This is a genomic window from Pseudomonas sp. LBUM1641 (assembly GCF_059716235.1).
Genome location: NZ_CP166815.1, coordinates 5,744,116 through 5,759,030, shown reverse-complemented (window position 1 = coordinate 5,759,030; position 14,915 = coordinate 5,744,116). Strand labels below are relative to the sequence as shown.

Below are 14,915 nucleotides of genomic sequence, written 5' to 3'. Positions count from 1 at the left end.
AGTTGCAGAAAAGGCGTGCGCGAGGTCGTGGCAGAGGGCTTCGGACTAGAGCCTTTTGCCACGTGTTGGCCTAGAATTGGCCGTCTGCTTTTTCACCGTTTTGCCAAGCCTGGAGCCCGCATGACGCCCGCATTGGACCTGTTGAAAAAAGTTCGCGCCGAACATCGAATCCACAGTTACGAACATGACCCCAAGGCAGCGTCCTATGGTCTGGAGGCCGCGGAGAAATTGGGGCTTGATCCGGCGCAGGTGTTCAAGACCCTGCTGGCCAGCAGTGAAAAAGCCGAGCTGCTGGTGGCCGTTGTGCCGGTCGTCGGAAGTTTGGATTTAAAAGCCTTGGCGCAGGCGGCGGGGGTGAAAAAGGTCGAGATGGCGGACCCGGCTGCAGCGCAGCGGGCGACCGGTTACTTGCTGGGTGGCATCAGCCCGTTGGGACAGAAGAAGCGCCTGCGCACCTTTGTCGATGTGACGGCGCAGTCGTTCCCGACAATTTTTATCAGTGCCGGTAGAAGGGGCCTTGAAGTGGAATTGGCAGCGGCGGTGCTGGCCGAACACACCCAGGCCAAGTTTGCGGAAATTGGCCGGGCGTGATGGTTTGGCGTCAGGTGGCGGTGCTGTGGCGGCGAACACCTGACTCGGCGTGTGGAATCTGCGCCGCCGTGCTGCCCGAGGCCTGGAACAACACCAAGTGCTCGGCCGCCACGCGAATGCCCACATCGGCACCTACCAGATGATCAGCGTGGCTGGGGAAAATCGATTCCAGCTGCGCACCCGTAGGCAACTGCAAGCGATACAGGGTCGAAGCCCCGAGGAATGTCTTGCCGACAATCCGCGCTGTTAGGGCGCTGTCCGGTGCATAAACGATATCGTCCGGGCGCAGCAATACATCCACCGCACCGCCGGTGGGCCAGGTGTAGGCACGATTACCGCGCAACTCGCCCAGTTCGGTGGTGACCGATTCCGGCGTGTTCAACTGCCCGCGAATGAAGTAACCCTGGCCAATGAAGCTGGCGACAAAGGGTGTCAGCGGTTCGTGGTAGAGGTTGTAGGGCGTATCCCACTGCTCCAGGCGACCTTCCTTGAACACGCCGACATGGTCACTCACTGCGAAGGCTTCTTCCTGGTCGTGGGTCACCAGAATCGCACTGGTGCCACGGGCCTTGAGGATGTCGCGCACCTCATGGCTGAGCTTGCGCCGCAGTTCGCCATCGAGGTTGGAGAAGGGTTCGTCCAACAGCAGCAGTTGCGGTTCCGGCGCCAACGCGCGGGCCAGGGCGACGCGCTGTTGCTGGCCGCCGGAAAGCTCATGGGGGAAGCGCTTGCCGAGGTTCTTCAGGTTCACCAGTTCCAGCAATTCAGCGACGACACGCTCTTTTTGCGGGTGCTTGCGAATGCCGAAGGCGATGTTGTCGGCCACGCTGAGGTGTGGAAACAGCGCGTAGTCCTGGAACACCATGCCGATCCGACGTTTCTCCGGGGCCAGTGTGAAACCGGCGCTGGAGATGACTTCGCCCGCCAGGCTGATCTCGCCTTCGTGCACCGGCTCAAACCCGGCAATCGCTCGCAGGGTGGTGGTCTTGCCGCAGCCCGAGGAGCCCAGCAAGCAACCGATGTCACCGGCGTTGAGGTGCAGGTTGAGGTTCTGCACCACCCGTTGATCCTGATAACCGCATGCCAGATTGCGTAGGTTCAGCAGTAATGGCTGGCTCATGCAGGGCGATACGCCGGCGCAACCAGAAATTCGAGCAGGGCCTTTTGTGCGTGCAGGCGGTTTTCTGCCTGGGCCCAGGCCACTGAACGTTGATCATCCAGCAGGTCGAGGCTGATTTCTTCGCCACGGTGGGCGGGCAGGCAGTGCATGAACAGCACGTCCGGCGCGGCCAGGTCGAGCAGGGCGCGGTTGACCTGGAACGGTGCGAACAGCTTGAGGCGCTTGGCGGTTTCTTCTTCCTGGCCCATGGAGGTCCAGACGTCAGTGCTCACCAGGTGCGCGCCGATGACCGCGTCACGCGGGTCGCGAACGATGGTCACGCGGTCGCCGGCCTGGGCCAGGAACTTGGCGTCCGGCTCATAGCCTTCAGGGCAGGCAACGCGCAATTGGAAGTCGAACTGGATCGCCGCTTCTATATAGCTATTGCACATGTTGTTGCCGTCGCCGATCCAGGCCACGGTCTTGCCCTGGATCGAACCGCGCTGTTCGAGGAAGGTTTGCATGTCGGCCAGCAGTTGGCACGGGTGCAGGTCATCGGACAGGCCGTTGATCACGGGCACGCGGGAGTTGGCGGCAAATTCGGTCAGGGTGCTGTGGGCGAAGGTACGGATCATCACCGCGTCCAGCATGCTCGACATCACGATCGCGCAATCGCTGATTGGCTCGCCGCGGCCCAGTTGGGTATCGCGGGGTGACAGGAAGATAGCCTGGCCGCCGAGCTGAATCATGCCGGCTTCGAAAGACACGCGGGTGCGGGTGGACGACTTCTCGAAAATCATCCCGAGCACGCGGTTTTTCAAAGGCTCGAACAGTACGCCGCGGTTACGCAGGTCTTTAAGCTCAATGCCTCGACGGAGCACGCTGACCAGCTCTTCGGGCGTGCAATCCATCAGGGAGAGAAAGTGCCTTGCGCTCATCATTAACTACCTTTTTGCAACAGACCGCAGATACTCAAAGCCTTGTTTATTTTGAAAACGGGCGAGACCTGCGGCGAAAGCCGCACGGGGCGACGAAATAGGGGAAGGCGCGATCTTATAATTAAATGTCGCGTCTTACCAATAGGGCTACAGTTTTTAGGGGAGTTCAAGGACGCGGGGAGGGCGCTTTTGAAGCCTGTTTCCTGACAGCAGCGGGTCATTTGTACACTGGCGCTGAGCCATATTGCAATGCGCGAAGGCGGGCGCGGGCCGGGTTGCGTCGGTTTCAGCGGGCTGCCGGAGGCTTCTGAAACATTTCCTGATGTTTCCTCATGGCCCGGCCTGATGCCGTTGGATTCACGCGACGAACGTTGCTGGCGCTGCTGCCGGCGGCGGGCCATAGTTTTCGTCCGAAGCGCTCAGCCCACAATAAAGAGACTGGCCATGACCAAGACTCTCCACCACCGTGCCTGCCATCTGTGCGAAGCCATCTGCGGCCTGACACTGGAAACCACCCAGGGTGAAGACGGGAGCCTGGCGATTACCTCAATCAAGGGCGACCCGCTGGACACGTTCAGCCGTGGCCATATCTGCCCCAAGGCCGTGGCCCTGCAGGACATCCAGAACGACCCGGACCGCCTGCACCAGCCCATGTTGCGGGTGGGCAGCGAATGGCAGCCAATCCCGTGGGACGACGCCTTTGCGCTTGTAGCCGAGCGCCTCGCGGGCATTCAGGCGCGTCACGGGCAGAATGCGGTGGCGGTGTATCAGGGCAATCCGAGCGTGCACAACTATGGCCTGATGACCCACAGCAATTACTTCCTGGGCCAGCTCAAGACCCGCAACCGCTTTTCCGCCACGTCGGTGGATCAGTTGCCCCACCACCTCACCAGCCACCTGATGTACGGCCACGGCCTGTTGCTGCCGATTCCGGATATCGACCATACCGACTTCATGCTGATCCTCGGCGGCAACCCGCTGGCGTCCAACGGCAGCATCATGACCGTACCGGATGTGGAAAAGCGCCTGAAGGCCATCCAGGCCCGGGGCGGCAAAGTCGTGGTGGTTGATCCGCGGCGCAGCGAGACGGCAGCCATAGCCGATCAGCACTTGTTTGTCCGCCCGGGCGGCGACGCGGCGTTGTTGTTCGGACTGCTTAATACGCTGTTCGCCGAGAACCTGACCCGTGACAGTCACCTTCCGGTCGACGGCCTGGATGAAGTGCGCCACGCCGTGGCCGGATTCACCGCCGAGGCCATGAGCCGTCAATGCGCGGTACCCGCCGAGCAGATCCGCCAGTTGGCGCGGGACTTCGCAGCGGCTGATACGGCCGTGTGTTATGGCCGCATGGGCGTGTCGACCCAAGCGTTCGGCACGCTGTGTCATTGGCTGGTGCAGCTGATCAACCTGGTCACTGGCAATCTGGATCGAGTGGGCGGTGCCTTGTGCACCACGCCGGCAGTCGACCTGGTGGCTTCCACCTCCGGTGGGCACTTCAATCGCTGGCAGAGCCGGGTTTCCGGGCGACCGGAGTACGGTGGCGAGCTGCCGGTGTCGGCACTGGCTGAAGAAATGCTCACCGAGGGTGAAGGACAAATCCGTGCGTTGGTGACGGTGGCGGGCAATCCTGTGTTGTCCACGCCTAACGGGCGGCAACTGGAGCAGGCGCTGGATGGCCTTGAGTTCATGGTCAGCGTTGACCTGTATATCAACGAAACCACGCGTTATGCCGACTTGATCCTGCCGTCCACCTCGGCGCTGGAAAACGATCACTACGACACCACGTTCAACATGTTCGCGGTGCGCAACGTCACCCGCTTCAATCGCGCCATCCTGCCAAAGCCCGAAGGCGCGTTGCATGACTGGGAAATCTTCGTTGGCCTGGCGCAGGCTTTTGCCGCGAACACGGGGAATACACTCAAACCGACCATGCCGCCGGCGCAGATGATCGACTTCGGGCTGCGGGCCGGGCCTTATGGCGATACCTTGTCCATTGCCGCGCTGGCTGATCACCCCCACGGCCTGGACCTCGGGCCACTGAAGCCCAACCTGGCGGGCCGTATGAAAACCGCCAATGGTCATTTGCAGGCCGCACCGCCCGTGATCCTCGCCGACCTGGTGCGCTTTGCCGCGCAGCCAGTGCCTGAGGTGAATGAGTTACTGCTGATCGGCCGCCGCCATGTGCGCAGCAACAACTCCTGGATGCATAACTACCACCGGCTGGTGAAGGGCAAACCCCGTCACCAGTTGTTGATGCACCCGGACGACCTGGCCCATCGCCAGTTGAGTGACGGCCAGCGGGTGCGGGTCAGTTCGCGGATCGGCATGATCGAAGTAGAAGTGATGGCCAGCCTCGACATGATGCCCGGCGTGGTCAGCCTGCCCCACGGTTGGGGCCATGGCCGCCCGGGCGTGCAGATGACCATCGCCAGCGGGCAGCCGGGGGCGAGCGCGAACGACCTGACGGATGAGCGGCAATTGGATGAGCTGTCGGGCAACGCGGCGTTGAACGGCGTGCCGGTGCAGGTGGCGGCGGCGTAAGGATTGTCTGTCGGGGAGTCCGAGCGTCGCGCTAGGCTTTGCGTTACAATGCGCCACCGTGCCGACCCATGAGTCGGAAAGTTCCAGCCGAGGTGTTCCATGGATATCATCGAAACGATCAAAGAGCAGATTGCCAACAACACTATTCTGCTTTACATGAAGGGCGCACCTAACGCTCCTCAGTGTGGCTTCTCCGCAAAGGCTTCCCAGGCAATCATGCAATGTGGCGAGAAGTTCGCCTACGTGGATATCCTGCAGAACCCGGAAATCCGCGCCAACCTGCCGAAGTACGCCAACTGGCCAACTTTCCCGCAGCTGTGGGTTGCCGGTGAGCTGGTCGGCGGTAGCGACATCATCACCGAAATGGCGGCTGATGGTTCGTTGCAGGCACTGATCAAAGACGCAGCAGAAAAAGCCGCTGCGAAGACCGAAGCCTGATTTGTTTTAGGCTGCGGCAATAAAAAGCCCCGCTTCTCGAAAGAGAGCGGGGCTTTTTAGTGGCCGGGAATTAAGGGTTATTCACCCATCTGCGATTGCAGATAATTCTCGATAGTCACTTTGTCGATCAGGCCGATCTGGGTTTCCAGCCAGTCGATGTGCTCTTCCTGGTCTTCCAGGATATCTTCCAGCAGTTCACGGCTGCCGAAGTCGCCCTTGGTTTCGCAATGAGCGATGGCGGCCTTGAGGTCGGTGTGGCTCTTGCGCTCGAAGTTCAGGTCGCAGTTGATCATTTCCTGGGAATGCTCGCCGATGCTCAGCTTGCCCAGGTCCTGCACGTTCGGCAGGCCTTCCAGGAACAGGATGCGCTTGATCAGCGCGTCGGCGTCCTTCATGGCCTTGATGGATTCTTTGTATTCACGCTTGCCGAGCTTTTCCAGGCCCCAATCGTCATACATGCGTGCATGCAGAAAGTACTGATTGATCGCGACCAGTTCATTGGCAAGGATTTTGTTGAGTTGCTGGATGACTGTGATGTCGCCTTTCATGATTGGGGTCCTGCCCTGTATTCGCTGTATATAAGGCGGAGTTTGAGCTGCGCATTTACTACTGTCAAACCTAAGTTATTGAATAATAAATGAAAATTAATCGGAATAAGAATGTTTGTGTTCCGCGTCTTGGCGCTAACTGTTTGAATTTCAGGCATAAAAAAACCGGACACTAAGTCCGGTTCTTTAAAACACGCCAATTAAGCGTGTGTAAATTCTGCTGAGTAGGGGATCGCAGCCTGGGCAGTTTGCAGCTGCGTCAGGGTTTCCCGTACCACTTGCTTGGCGAGGCAGGCGCATTTGCCGCATTGGCTGGCAACGCCGGTGGTTTCACGTACTTCCTTGTAGCTGCAGCAACCTTCGTAGATCGCTTCGCGGATTTGTCCGTCGGTGACGCCAGTGCAGAGGCAGACATACATAAGGGAGAACCATCGCGGGTAAGGCTTAAGTGCGATGGATCTTAATGTTAACGAGAATGATTGTCAAAGTAGTTTCGTGAGTGTTTGAAACAGATTGGTTACCCACTGACGAACGGTTTTTTCCCGAGCCGTGTATGATGGTCGGTCTTCACGAAGCGTGATCCCGTCACAGGGCTGTCGTTTACCCGCGGCACACTGGAAGGGATCCTTTTACTTCAAGTCACCACCATCAGGAGATACCCAATGAGCGTACTCGTCGGCAAACAAGCCCCGGATTTCGACGTACCAGCCGTCCTCGGCAATGGCGAAATCGTAGACAGCTTCAAACTGTCTGAAGCCATCAAAGGCAAATACGGCCTGGTGTTCTTCTACCCGCTGGACTTCACCTTCGTCTGCCCATCGGAGCTGATCGCTCTGGATCACCGCATGGACGATTTCAAGGCCCGTAACGTTGAAGTGGTAGCCGTTTCCATCGACTCCCATTTCACCCACAACGCCTGGCGCAACACCGCCATCAATGATGGCGGCATCGGCAAAGTCAAATACACCATGGCTGCCGACATGAAGCACGACATCGCCAAGGCCTACGACGTTGAGTCCGAAGGCGGCGTTGCTTTCCGTGGCGCGTTCCTGATCGACGACAAGGGCGTTGTGCGCTCGCAGATCATCAACGACCTGCCGTTGGGTCGTAACATGGAAGAGCTGATCCGCCTGGTCGACGCTCTGCAATTCCACGAAGAGCACGGCGAAGTTTGCCCTGCCAACTGGAAAAAAGGCGACAAGGGCATGAACGCTTCGCCAGAAGGCGTTGCGGCTTACCTGACCGAGAACGCTGGCAAGCTGTAAGCCAGATTCGCGGGACAAAAAAACCGGCCTGAGAAGGCCGGTTTTTTTATGCGCGGGATTTGGCTTCAGTCGCCGAAGTCTTCCCAGCCGCCCATCTGTTTCCAGCGATTGACGATGCCGCAGAACAGCTCGGCCGTCTTCTCGGTGTCGTAGCGGGCCGAGTGGGCCTCACGACCGTCGAAGTCGATACCGGCCGCCTGGCAGGCTTTCGCCAGCACGGTCTGGCCATAGGCCAAGCCGGCGAGGGTCGCGGTGTCGAAGCTGGAGAACGGGTGAAACGGGTTACGCTTCATGTCCAGGCGTGTCACAGCGGCGTTGAGGAAGCCCAGGTCGAAGCTGCTGTTGTGACCCACCAGGATCGCGCGCTTGCAGCCATTGGCCTTCAAGGCCTTGCGCACGCCACGGAAGATGTCGGTCAGCGCCGCTTCTTCACTGACTGCCATGCGCAGCGGGTGATCGAGCTTGATCCCGGTGAACTCCAGGGCTGCGGCTTCGATGTTGGCGCCTTCGAACGGCTCGACGCGGAAGAAGTGGGTGTGTTCCGGGAACACAAAACCCTGTTCGTCCATGCCGATAGTCGTAGCGGCGATTTCCAGCAATGCGTCAGTGGCGCAATTGAAACCACCGGTTTCTACGTCGATAACGACCGGCAGGTAGCCGCGAAAACGCTCGGCCATCGGGTGACGGGAACCGCCACCACCGCCGCCGTGTTCCTGATCGTCGTCGTAATGGTCTTCACTCACGGGTGTTCCTCCAGCAGGCGCCAGCGCAGTGTTTCACCGGCGCGCAGCGGGATAACGGTCAGCTCGCCAAACGGCAGGCTGGTGGGGGCGGTCCAGTCTTCACGGACCAGGGTAATGCGGTCGGTATTCGCCGGCAGGCCGTAGAAACGCGGGCCGTTGAGGCTGGCGAACCCTTCAAGCTTGTCCAGGGCGTTGCGCTGTTCGAACGCTTCGGCATACAACTCGATCGCCGCATACGCGGTGTAGCAACCGGCACAACCACACGCGGCTTCCTTGGCGTGTTGGGCGTGGGGCGCAGAGTCGGTACCGAGGAAAAATTTCTCGCTGCCACTGGTGGCGGCATCAAGCAGCGCCACCTGATGCGTGTTGCGCTTGAGAATCGGCAGGCAATAGAAGTGCGGCCGAATCCCGCCCACCAGCATGTGGTTGCGGTTGTACAAAAGGTGATGGGCGGTGATGGTCGCGCCGACGTTGGCCGAAGCCTCGGTGACGAACTGCACGGCCTCAGCGGTGGTGATGTGTTCGAACACGACCTTGAGGGTCGGGAACAGCTCGACCACGCGGCGCATGTGCTCGTCGATGAAGATCTTTTCACGATCGAATACATCGACATCGCCACGGGTGACTTCACCGTGGATCAACAACGGCATGCCAACTTCCGCCATGGCTTCGATGGCCGGCAGGATCTTGTCGATACTGGTGACGCCGGAATCGGAGTTGGTGGTCGCACCGGCCGGGTACAGCTTGGCGGCGTGCACGAAACCGCTGGCTTTGGCCTGGCGAATTTCTTCGGGCTGGGTGCGGTCGGTCAGGTACAGCACCATCAACGGTTCGAAGCGGCTGCCGGCCGGTCGTGCAGCGAGAATGCGCTGGCGATAGGCATCGGCTTCCGCGGCGTTACGCACCGGAGGTACCAGGTTAGGCATGATGATGGCGCGGCCAAACGTGCGCGCTACATCGGCCACGGTTTGGGGCAACGCAGCACCATCGCGAAGATGAATATGCCAGTCGTCGGGACGCAGCAGGGTCAGGCGGTCGGACATTGGGGATTCCAGGCGGGTCAATCTGGTGGGAATGCTACCGGAAAAGACTCTTGCAGGCACTCGCTATCAAGTTTTGCAGGATGCGACCGATATCCCTGGGTATGCCTTAACGATGTATGACGCCTTGATGTGTTGTAGAAACCTGTGGAGCCTCCCGTGCGCCAGCATTATCTAGCCCTGCTCAGTGTGTTCGCCAGCCTGCCCGCGATGGCCCTCACGTTCCAGACACGTCTGGAGAATATTGAGTGGAAGGTGGAGGGCGATAAGTTCGAGTGCCGCTTGACCCAGCCGATTACTGATTTCGGCTCGGGGGAGTTCGTGCGCCGGGCCGGCGAGCAGGCGACGTTTCGTCTGAAAGCCTTCAGCGGCTCGTTGGGTGCCGGTTCCGCAACCCTGTTGGCGGCGGCTGCGCCGTGGCAGCCCGGGCGTGGTGATATCAACCTTGGCGCGGTGCGCGTCGGCAGTGGTGATGTGCTGTTTAATAGCTCCCAGGCCCAGGCCGGGCGTTTGTTCACCGGCTTGCTCGAAGGTCGTAGCCCGACTGTGCGGCACTATGGACGCGATGGCGGGTACTCTGAGATTCGCCTGTTGCCGGTGAAATTCAACAAGGCGTACAACGACTATCAGCTGTGCACCACCAAGCTGCTGCCGATGAATTTCGAGCAGGTCAAACAGACTGAAGTGGGTTTCCCGGGCGGTGGCATCGAACTGGATGCGGCGGCCAAGAAAAAGCTCTCGGTGATCCTCGAGTTCATGAAAGCCGACCCGACGGTTAACCACATCGAGTTGAACGGCCACTCCGACAACAGCGGCAATCGCCTGACCAACCGTGATGTATCGCGGCGTCGAGCATTGGCGGTGATGGACTACTTCAAGGCCAATGGCATCGATGAATCGCAGATTGCCCTGCGTTTCCATGGTGAAAGCTACCCGTTGGCGCCGAACACCAATCCGGCCAACCGGGCGAAAAACCGTCGGGTGAATATTCAACTCGAACGGGTGGTAGCCCCCGAAAAACCGGCGCCCCAAGCCAAAGCGCCAAGCAACGCCGCCGCCACCTCATAAGGTGCGGCGTTTCGTCGCCCGCTCGACATAATCTGTCGCTTTATCTTCATTTGCTGTCGCGCCCCTGTAATTTCACGGTTTTGGTCGGTAGAATCGACGCCTTTCCGTACAACCCCGTGGAGTGATGGCATGGCCGACGTAAACAAGGTCGTTCTCGCGTATTCCGGCGGCCTGGACACTTCGGTGATCCTCAAGTGGCTGCAGGATACTTATAACTGTGAAGTGGTGACCTTCACCGCTGACCTGGGTCAGGGCGAAGAGGTCGAACCTGCACGTGCCAAGGCGCAAGCCATGGGCGTGAAAGAGATCTACATTGACGACCTGCGCGAAGAGTTCGTCCGCGATTTCGTTTTCCCGATGTTTCGCGCCAACACTGTCTACGAAGGCGAGTACCTGCTGGGTACTTCCATCGCACGTCCGCTGATCGCCAAGCGCTTGATCGAAATCGCCAACGAAACCGGCGCTGACGCCATTTCCCATGGCGCCACCGGCAAGGGCAACGACCAAGTGCGTTTCGAGCTGGGCGCCTATGCCTTGAAGCCAGGCGTAAAAGTCATTGCTCCGTGGCGTGAATGGGACCTTCTGTCCCGTGAAAAGCTGATGGACTACGCTGAAAAGCACGCCATCCCGATCGAGCGTCACGGCAAGAAGAAGTCCCCGTACTCGATGGACGCCAACTTGCTGCACATCTCCTATGAAGGCGGCGTGCTGGAAGACACCTGGACCGAGCACGAAGAAGACATGTGGAAGTGGACCGTCTCCCCGGAGAACGCTCCTGACAAGGCCCAGTACCTGGAACTGACCTACCGCAACGGCGACATCGTCGCGCTGGACGGCGTCGAAATGACCCCGGCCACCGTATTGGCGACCCTGAACCGTATCGGCGGCGAACACGGTATCGGCCGCCTCGACATCGTCGAGAACCGTTATGTGGGCATGAAGTCCCGTGGCTGCTACGAGACCCCGGGCGGCACCATCATGCTGCGCGCTCACCGCGCCATCGAGTCCATCACCCTGGACCGTGAAGTGGCTCACCTCAAAGACGAGTTGATGCCCAAGTACGCCAGCCTGATCTACACCGGCTACTGGTGGAGCCCGGAGCGTCTGATGTTGCAACAGATGATCGACGCTTCCCAGGCCTACGTGAACGGCGTTGTGCGCCTGAAGCTGTACAAGGGCAACGTGATCGTGACCGGTCGCAAGTCCGACGAGTCGCTGTTCGATGCCAATATCGCCACCTTCGAAGAAGATGGCGGCGCGTACAACCAGGCAGACGCGGCAGGCTTCATCAAGCTGAACGCATTGCGCATGCGCATTGCGGCCAACAAAGGTCGCAAGTTGTTCTGAGTGTTTTAAGTTGCAATGAAAAATGGCCCTTCGAGGGCCATTTTTTTTTGGCTGAAAATCCGCCTCAAGTCTTTGCGGAGGATGCTGCGTTTATAGTTCAGCTCAAGACCACCCTGTGCTCAAGGGCGTAATGTTTATATTTTAAGGGTGCAATGTTTATTATTTTCGTCCGATAAGAGATGCATTGTTGAAAGTGGTTTTTTTCTCGTGTGTAGGAACTATGTACTACAGAAATTTCACTCAGAAATGTACGACGAATATGTCAGCTACTGACATGCCTGTAGGATTTCTGGAGCGTAATCAAGAATGTCGCATGGAACTTTTAAAACGTGGTTTTCAGCCCGGAACCACGGGCTTTCTGACAACGTACAAGGGGCATTTCCTGAAACTTGTGTGCGTTATGTTTACTCCGCACCCCGTAACCTTGGGAATTTTCACTCAAAATATGTTTGCGCTAGGAAAGGTCTGAAAGCCTCAACAAAACTGGACACCTCCACCTGGGCGTTTTTTTGTAGGTTAAATCCTATGTCGTTGTGGGTTGGGTCTCTGCTTGCTGTTGCTTGGGGGGGAGCACTATGCCAAGCGGGAAACGACTAGGCTATTGTGCTTGCTCTTAATAATTCGAACAGCGAAATTGGACTTGCCCATGAATAAAGTGCTGATCGTGGATGATCATCCCGTCATTCGTCTTGCTGTGCGTATGCTAATGGAACGTCATAGTTATGAGGTCGTTGCCGAGACCGATAACGGTGTCGATGCCTTGCAACTTGCACGGGAGCATATGCCGGACATTGTCATACTGGATATTGGAATACCTAAACTCGATGGCTTGGAAGTTATATGCCGGCTGTCCTCTACCAAACAGGCCCATCCCTTCAAGGTGCTGGTGCTGACTTCCCAGGCGCCCGGACACTTTTCCATGCGCTGCATGCAGGCGGGTGCCGCCGGCTATGTGTGCAAGCAGCAGGATCTCACCGAGCTGTTGAGCGCGGTCAAGGCGGTGCTGTGCGGGTACAGCTATTTCCCCAACCAGGCGCTGAACTCGGTGCGCTCCACAATGGGTAACGCCAGCGAAGCGGACATGGTCGAGCGGCTCTCCGGCCGGGAGATGATGGTGTTGCAGCAACTGGCCCGCGGCAAAACCAACAAGGAGATCGCCGATGGCATGTTCCTGAGCAACAAAACCGTGAGTACCTACAAGACCCGCTTGCTGCTCAAGCTCAATGCACGTTCTCTGGTGGACTTGATCGAACTGGCCCAGCGCAACGGGTTGGTATAGGTCGGCCACGCACTTACATGCCGTCAGAAAAAAGCCTCCGTAGGGGAGGCTTCTGTTTGTCGTTGGGTCGATTAGAGATCGAAGTCGTAATCGGCCAACTGTTTCTGCAAGCGCCGCTCTTCCAGAAGGTTGTCGATGGTGCGGCGTTTGCTCAAATTGGTCTTGGCCACCTCTACCGGCGCTTCCGCTGCATCATCGTCGGATTCAGCGCCAACAACGTCGTCTTCTACATCCAGTTGTTCTTTGCCAGTGCTCATAAGGTTAACTCCAGGCTAAGACTGCCGTTGGCGCTCCTTATAGCGATAATCTTGAGCCTGGTAAAAAAGATTTTTTCAATCGACTCATCAATAAAAGCAATGATGGCTCAATCGTCGGAAGTCTTTTCCTTGTATTCACACAGGTCTTCGATGCGGCAACTGCCACAGCGCGGCTTGCGGGCCTGGCAGACATAGCGTCCGTGAAGGATCAGCCAGTGATGTGAATCCAGCAGATAGGGCTTGGGCACAAATTTCATCAATTGTTTTTCCACCTCCACCACATTCTTTCCGCGGGCAATCCCGGTGCGGTTGCTGACCCGAAAGATGTGTGTGTCCACCGCCATGGTCAGTTGGCGAAATGCCGTATTCAGCACCACGTTGGCGGTTTTGCGGCCTACGCCTGGAAGTGCTTCCAGGGCTTCACGTGTCTGCGGCACTTCGCTGCCGTGCAACTCCACCAGCAGCCGACAGGTCTCGATGACATTCTTCGCCTTGCTGTTGTACAGGCCAATGGTCTTGATGTACTCGGATAACCCTTCAACCCCAAGCGCGTAGATCGCCTCCGGAGTATTGGCTACGGGATACAACTTGGCCGTGGCCTTGTTGACGCCGACGTCTGTGGACTGGGCCGAAAGAATCACGGCGATCAGCAGCTCGAACGGCGAGGAATAGGCCAGTTCGGTTTTCGGTTCCGGGTTGTCTTCGTGAAGCCGACGGAAAATTTCCAGGCGTTTTGCGGCGTTCATGGGGCGAGCGGTTCCTTGCAGACAGTCAGTGTGGTTACGAAAAACGGGCCCAATAACCCGAGCAGGATAAACGCGGCGGTCATCCGCAGTACACGCTTCATAACGTGCGGCTGATGATCAAGGGCTTCAAGTGCGAGCATCGGCCGCCACCAGTGCCGCAAGCGCCTGCTCTGCTGTTTCGAAGTGTTGTTGCAGGATGATCAACTGCGACTGCTGTTCAAAGGTCGGCGGGTGACCAAAGGCTTTCAACGATTTGTGCAATTGGGCACGGCTCATGGCCAGGTTGATCTTGGCCTTCTTCAAGGCGGCGTCCATCGCGGCGGCTTTTTGTGCACGAACCCGCTCAATGGCGGCCTGGACCGGGTTCTCCGTCGCCGCAGCCACCGGGGCAGCGCGCTTGGTGCGTGCCAGGCGTTCGGCGAGTTTCTGTTCCTCCTCGCGTTGCAGCCGCGCGTTGCGCTGTTCAAACCGCCGCCTTGCCCGATCGCGCTTGAGGCTGCGTGCCTGGCGTTCATGATCATTGGAGGCCAGCCCGCCGACAATCGGCAACACCGTGGTCAACGGACGCATTTCGATGCAATCAACCGGGCAGGGCGCCACACACAGGTCACAGCCGGTGCACTCGTCGATAATCACCGTGTGCATCAATTTGGCAGCACCGACGATGGCGTCCACCGGGCAGGCCTGGATGCATTTGGTACAGCCGATGCACTCCGCCTCACGGATAAACGCGATCTGTGCGGGCGCTTCGCCTCGGGATGTGTCCAGCTCCAGCACCGGGAGCTTCAACAGCTGCGCCAGGCCGGCAATGGTTTCCTGGCCGCCCGGTGGGCACTTGTTGATCGCCTCGCCTTGGGCAATGCCTTCTGCATAGGGCTTGCAGCCAGGATGCCCACATTTGCCACATTGGGTTTGCGGCAGCAGGACGTCGATACGTTGAATCAGGCTCATGGTTTGATCATTGCGTTGGAACCCGGAAAAGCCACGGCCAGCAAAGGGCCAACAGCAAACAGAA

The 14,915-nt window shown here is 58.5% G+C and carries 15 protein-coding genes and 1 pseudogene; 7 read left to right on the top strand and 9 right to left on the bottom strand.

The features are described 5' to 3' along the window. Positions 1-120 precede the first annotated feature (120 nt). Entirely contained in the window at positions 121-591 is a 471-nt protein-coding gene (gene ybaK, locus ACA046_RS26550) for a Cys-tRNA(Pro) deacylase (protein ID WP_010170166.1), read from the top strand. Positions 592-601: 10 nt separating this feature from the next. Here ybaK and ACA046_RS26545 read toward each other — a convergent pair whose 3' ends face one another. Both ACA046_RS26545 and argF read right to left on the bottom strand, forming a co-directional pair. Then, a complete protein-coding gene (locus ACA046_RS26545) occupies positions 602-1,711 on the bottom strand; it encodes an ABC transporter ATP-binding protein (protein ID WP_459023518.1) in 1,110 nt (369 codons plus the stop codon). Further along, positions 1,708-2,628 carry an ornithine carbamoyltransferase gene (gene argF / locus ACA046_RS26540; protein WP_459023516.1) on the bottom strand — a complete coding sequence of 307 codons (921 nt, stop codon included), beginning with the start codon at positions 2,626-2,628 and terminating at the stop codon, positions 1,708-1,710. Before argF ends, ACA046_RS26545 begins: the two co-directional genes overlap by 4 nt. Positions 2,629-3,072: 444 nt before the next feature. Here argF and ACA046_RS26535 point away from each other — a divergent pair, with 444 nt between their 5' ends. Both ACA046_RS26535 and grxD read left to right on the top strand, forming a co-directional pair. Then, positions 3,073-5,169 (top strand): molybdopterin oxidoreductase family protein, encoded by a 2,097-nt coding sequence (locus tag ACA046_RS26535; RefSeq protein ID WP_497675281.1) that lies wholly within the window; start codon positions 3,073-3,075, stop codon positions 5,167-5,169. A 99-nt stretch (positions 5,170-5,268) separates the two neighbouring features. Next, on the top strand, positions 5,269-5,607 hold the full coding sequence (gene grxD / locus ACA046_RS26530) for a Grx4 family monothiol glutaredoxin (RefSeq protein WP_034118308.1): 339 nt from the start codon (positions 5,269-5,271) through the stop codon (positions 5,605-5,607). 77 nt (positions 5,608-5,684) lie between these two features. Here grxD and bfr read toward each other — a convergent pair whose 3' ends face one another. Together bfr and ACA046_RS26520 are read right to left on the bottom strand one after the other, a co-directional pair. Then, positions 5,685-6,155 (bottom strand): bacterioferritin, encoded by a 471-nt coding sequence (gene bfr, locus ACA046_RS26525; RefSeq protein ID WP_076015418.1) that lies wholly within the window; start codon positions 6,153-6,155, stop codon positions 5,685-5,687. A gap of 200 nt (positions 6,156-6,355) precedes the next feature. After that, positions 6,356-6,574, bottom strand: coding sequence for a bacterioferritin-associated ferredoxin (locus ACA046_RS26520; RefSeq protein ID WP_003208706.1), 219 nt, complete (start codon positions 6,572-6,574; stop codon positions 6,356-6,358). A 243-nt stretch (positions 6,575-6,817) separates the two neighbouring features. Here ACA046_RS26520 and ACA046_RS26515 point away from each other — a divergent pair, with 243 nt between their 5' ends. After that, on the top strand, positions 6,818-7,420 hold the full coding sequence (locus ACA046_RS26515) for a peroxiredoxin (protein WP_003172097.1): 603 nt from the start codon (positions 6,818-6,820) through the stop codon (positions 7,418-7,420). Positions 7,421-7,485: 65 nt separating this feature from the next. On the opposite strand, the gene rnt is transcribed toward ACA046_RS26515, so the two are convergent. Together rnt and pyrC are read right to left on the bottom strand one after the other, a co-directional pair. Continuing rightward, positions 7,486-8,163, bottom strand: coding sequence for a ribonuclease T (rnt, locus tag ACA046_RS26510; protein ID WP_076015417.1), 678 nt, complete (start codon positions 8,161-8,163; stop codon positions 7,486-7,488). Beyond that, positions 8,160-9,206, bottom strand: coding sequence for a dihydroorotase (gene pyrC, locus ACA046_RS26505; protein ID WP_459023510.1), 1,047 nt, complete (start codon positions 9,204-9,206; stop codon positions 8,160-8,162). Before pyrC ends, rnt begins: the two co-directional genes overlap by 4 nt. A gap of 156 nt (positions 9,207-9,362) precedes the next feature. On the opposite strand from pyrC, the gene ACA046_RS26500 reads away from it, so the two are divergent. From ACA046_RS26500 to ACA046_RS26490, 3 genes are all read left to right on the top strand, one after another. Next, positions 9,363-10,271 (top strand): flagellar protein MotY, encoded by a 909-nt coding sequence (locus ACA046_RS26500; RefSeq protein WP_167663498.1) that lies wholly within the window; start codon positions 9,363-9,365, stop codon positions 10,269-10,271. 129 nt (positions 10,272-10,400) lie between these two features. Then, positions 10,401-11,618 (top strand): argininosuccinate synthase, encoded by a 1,218-nt coding sequence (locus ACA046_RS26495; RefSeq protein WP_497675280.1) that lies wholly within the window; start codon positions 10,401-10,403, stop codon positions 11,616-11,618. Between the two features lie 646 nt (positions 11,619-12,264). Further along, positions 12,265-12,897, top strand: coding sequence for a response regulator transcription factor (locus ACA046_RS26490; protein ID WP_003208698.1), 633 nt, complete (start codon positions 12,265-12,267; stop codon positions 12,895-12,897). A 71-nt stretch (positions 12,898-12,968) separates the two neighbouring features. Here the strand turns inward: ACA046_RS26490 and ACA046_RS26485 are convergent, their stop codons facing one another. The 3 genes and pseudogenes from ACA046_RS26485 to rsxB all read right to left on the bottom strand — a co-directional run. Next, entirely contained in the window at positions 12,969-13,154 is a 186-nt protein-coding gene (locus ACA046_RS26485; protein ID WP_003208696.1) for a PA3496 family putative envelope integrity protein, read from the bottom strand. Between the two features lie 107 nt (positions 13,155-13,261). Next, on the bottom strand, positions 13,262-13,900 hold the full coding sequence (nth, locus tag ACA046_RS26480; protein ID WP_010170146.1) for an endonuclease III: 639 nt from the start codon (positions 13,898-13,900) through the stop codon (positions 13,262-13,264). A gap of 144 nt (positions 13,901-14,044) precedes the next feature. Then, positions 14,045-14,869: pseudogene (gene rsxB / locus ACA046_RS26475) on the bottom strand (electron transport complex subunit RsxB); the annotation flags it as partial. Positions 14,870-14,915: the final 46 nt, after the last annotated feature.

Coding starts and splice junctions, on each gene's coding strand:
- ybaK (WP_010170166.1), top strand. CDS start 121: ATGACGCCCGCATTGGACCTGTTGAAAAAAGTTCGCGCCGAACATCGA.
- ACA046_RS26545 (WP_459023518.1), bottom strand. CDS start 1,711: ATGAGCCAGCCATTACTGCTGAACCTACGCAATCTGGCATGCGGTTAT.
- argF (WP_459023516.1), bottom strand. CDS start 2,628: ATGAGCGCAAGGCACTTTCTCTCCCTGATGGATTGCACGCCCGAAGAG.
- ACA046_RS26535 (WP_497675281.1), top strand. CDS start 3,073: ATGACCAAGACTCTCCACCACCGTGCCTGCCATCTGTGCGAAGCCATC.
- grxD (WP_034118308.1), top strand. CDS start 5,269: ATGGATATCATCGAAACGATCAAAGAGCAGATTGCCAACAACACTATT.
- bfr (WP_076015418.1), bottom strand. CDS start 6,155: ATGAAAGGCGACATCACAGTCATCCAGCAACTCAACAAAATCCTTGCC.
- ACA046_RS26520 (WP_003208706.1), bottom strand. CDS start 6,574: ATGTATGTCTGCCTCTGCACTGGCGTCACCGACGGACAAATCCGCGAA.
- ACA046_RS26515 (WP_003172097.1), top strand. CDS start 6,818: ATGAGCGTACTCGTCGGCAAACAAGCCCCGGATTTCGACGTACCAGCC.
- pyrC (WP_459023510.1), bottom strand. CDS start 9,206: ATGTCCGACCGCCTGACCCTGCTGCGTCCCGACGACTGGCATATTCAT.
- ACA046_RS26495 (WP_497675280.1), top strand. CDS start 10,401: ATGGCCGACGTAAACAAGGTCGTTCTCGCGTATTCCGGCGGCCTGGAC.
- ACA046_RS26490 (WP_003208698.1), top strand. CDS start 12,265: ATGAATAAAGTGCTGATCGTGGATGATCATCCCGTCATTCGTCTTGCT.
- ACA046_RS26485 (WP_003208696.1), bottom strand. CDS start 13,154: ATGAGCACTGGCAAAGAACAACTGGATGTAGAAGACGACGTTGTTGGC.
- nth (WP_010170146.1), bottom strand. CDS start 13,900: ATGAACGCCGCAAAACGCCTGGAAATTTTCCGTCGGCTTCACGAAGAC.